The sequence below is a fragment of the Eggerthella sp. BIOML-A1 genome, assembly GCF_009875595.1.
In the GTDB taxonomy this organism is placed as follows: domain Bacteria; phylum Actinomycetota; class Coriobacteriia; order Coriobacteriales; family Eggerthellaceae; genus Eggerthella; species Eggerthella lenta.
Genome location: NZ_WWRZ01000003.1, coordinates 1 through 2,500, shown reverse-complemented (window position 1 = coordinate 2,500; position 2,500 = coordinate 1). Strand labels below are relative to the sequence as shown.

At 60.8% G+C, this 2,500-nt stretch carries 2 rRNA genes (1 of these 2 cut by a window edge); both read left to right on the top strand.

The features are described 5' to 3' along the window. Positions 1-2,257 (top strand): 23S ribosomal RNA (locus tag GT590_RS03570) (it extends 714 nt beyond the left edge of the window). A 126-nt stretch (positions 2,258-2,383) separates the two neighbouring features. Next, positions 2,384-2,498 (top strand): 5S ribosomal RNA (gene rrf, locus GT590_RS03565). Positions 2,499-2,500 lie beyond the last annotated feature (2 nt).

Below are 2,500 nucleotides of genomic sequence, written 5' to 3'. Positions count from 1 at the left end.
GAAAGCGAGCCTTTAAGATGGCGATAGAGTCGCATGCTGCAGACGCGAAGCCGGGTGAGCTATCCATGGGCAGGCTGAAGCGGGGGTAAGACCCCGTGGAGGGCCGAACCCACTTCGGTTGAAAACGGAGGGGATGACCCGTGGATAGGGGTGAAAGGCCAATCAAACCCGGAGATATCTCGTTCTCCCCGAAATAGCTTTAGGGCTAGCCTCGGCCGTTCTCCGACGGCGGTAGAGCACTGGATCGTCGAGGGGGCTTCACCGCCTACCGACACGAACCAAACTCCGAATGCCGCCGGATCAGAGGCCGGGAGTCAGAACATGTGGGCTAAGCTGTGTGTTCGAGAGGGAAACAGCCCAGACCGCCCGCTAAGGTCCCCAAATCCATGCTGAGTGGCAAAGGATGTGCGTTTGCCTAGACAACCAGGATGTTGGCTTAGAAGCAGCCATGCATTTAAAGAGTGCGTAACAGCTCACTGGTCAAGTGGACATGCGCCGACAATTCACGGGGCTAAGCATGGTACCGAAGCGGCGGACTAATCTATATTAGTGGTAGGGGAGCTTTCCCCGCAGCGGAGAAGCCGAGAGGGCGACCCTCGGTGGAGCGCGGGGAAGTGAGAATGCTGGCATGAGTAACGAGAGCGGCGCGAGAAACGCCGCCGCCGTAAGCCTAAGGGTTCCTGGGCAAGGCTAATCCTCCCAGGGTCAGTCGGGAGCTAAGGCGAGGCCGAGAGGCGTAGCCGATGCGCAACAGGCGGACATTCCTGTACCGCCTGCGGACCGCTATCACCGACGGGGTGACGGAGAAGGGTAGCCGAGCGGGGTTCTGGACGTCCCCGTGAAAGCGCGTAGGGCGCGGAGCATGGAAATCAGCTCCGCAGAAAGCCTGAGACGCGAGACGAAAGCTTATGCTGAAGTCGGCGAGCCCATGCTTCCGAGAAAAACCTCTAGGAAGGGACGCAGGCGCCCGTACCAAAACCGACACAGGTGGGCAGGTAGAGCATACCGAGGCGATCGGGAGAACCATGGTTAAGGAACTCGGCATACTGACTCCGTAACTTCGGGAGAAGGAGTGCCCCTGGCGGTGGAGGGACTTGCTCCCCGAGCGGCCGGGGGTCGCAGCGAAACGGCCCAAGCGACTGTTTATCAAAAACACAGGACTCTGCAAAGCCGTAAGGCGACGTATAGGGTCTGACGCCTGCCCGGTGCTGGAAGGTTACGCGGATGGGTCAGCCGAAAGGCGAAGCTCTGAAGCCAAGCCCCAGTAAACGGCGGCCGTAACTATAACGGTCCTAAGGTAGCGAAATTCCTTGTCGGGTAAGTTCCGACCTGCACGAATGGCGTAACGATTTGGGCGCTGTCTCAACCATGGACCCGGTGAAATTGTATTATTCGTGAAGATGCGAATTACCTGCGGAAGGACGGAAAGACCCCGTGAACCTTTACTGCAGCTTGACATTGATCGTTGGCTCGGCGCGTAGAGGATAGGCAGGAGGCTGCGAAGCCCGGGCGCCAGCCCGGGCGGAGCCGACCTTGGAATACTGCCCTCGTCGCGTCGGCGATCTAACCCCCGGCCGTGATCCGGCGGGGGGACCGTGTCAGGCGGGTAGTTTGACTGGGGCGGTCGCCTCCCAAAACGTAACGGAGGCGCGCAAAGGTCCGCTCAGAACGGTCGGCAACCGTTCGCAGAGCGCAAGAGTACAAGCGGGCTTGACTGCGAGGCCCACAAGCCGAGCAGAGACGAAAGTCGGTTCTAGTGATCCGGCGGCACAGAGTGGAATGGCCGTCGCTCAACGGATAAAAGGTACTCCGGGGATAACAGGCTGATCTTGCCCAAGAGTCCACATCGACGGCAAGGTTTGGCACCTCGATGTCGGCTCATCGCATCCTGGGGCTGAAGTCGGTCCCAAGGGTATGGCTGTTCGCCATTTAAAGCGGTACGCGAGCTGGGTTTAGAACGTCGTGAGACAGTTCGGTCCCTATCCTCCGCAGGCGCAAGAGGATTGAGGAGGTCTGCCCCTAGTACGAGAGGACCGGGGTGGACGGACCTCTGGTGCAGCAGTTGTCGACCAACGGCACGGCTGCCTAGCTACGTCCGGCACGGATAACCGCTGAAAGCATCTAAGTGGGAAGCCGTCTCCAAGATGAGTCCTCTTTCCGGTAAGGGCCCAGGCAGAACACCTGGTCGATAGGCCGCAGGTGCAAGGCGTGCGAGCGCCTCAGCCGAGCGGTACTAATAGCCCGAGCTCTTCTTCCAGTACATGCACGGCCCTCGGGTTGTGCGATCGCGAAAGTCACGAGCGCTGTGCAGCCGCCAGGGTGGCGCGGGGGGATCCCGCGGCCCTGACGGGGCCATACAGGCCCGCGCGGGAACGCCCTGCGCGAGCGCGACCATGGAGGCGGGGATCACCCGGTCCCATTCCGAACCCGGAAGTTAAGCCCGCCATCGCCGAAAGTACTGCAGCGTCAGGCTGTGGGAGGATAGGGCGTCGCGCTCGCG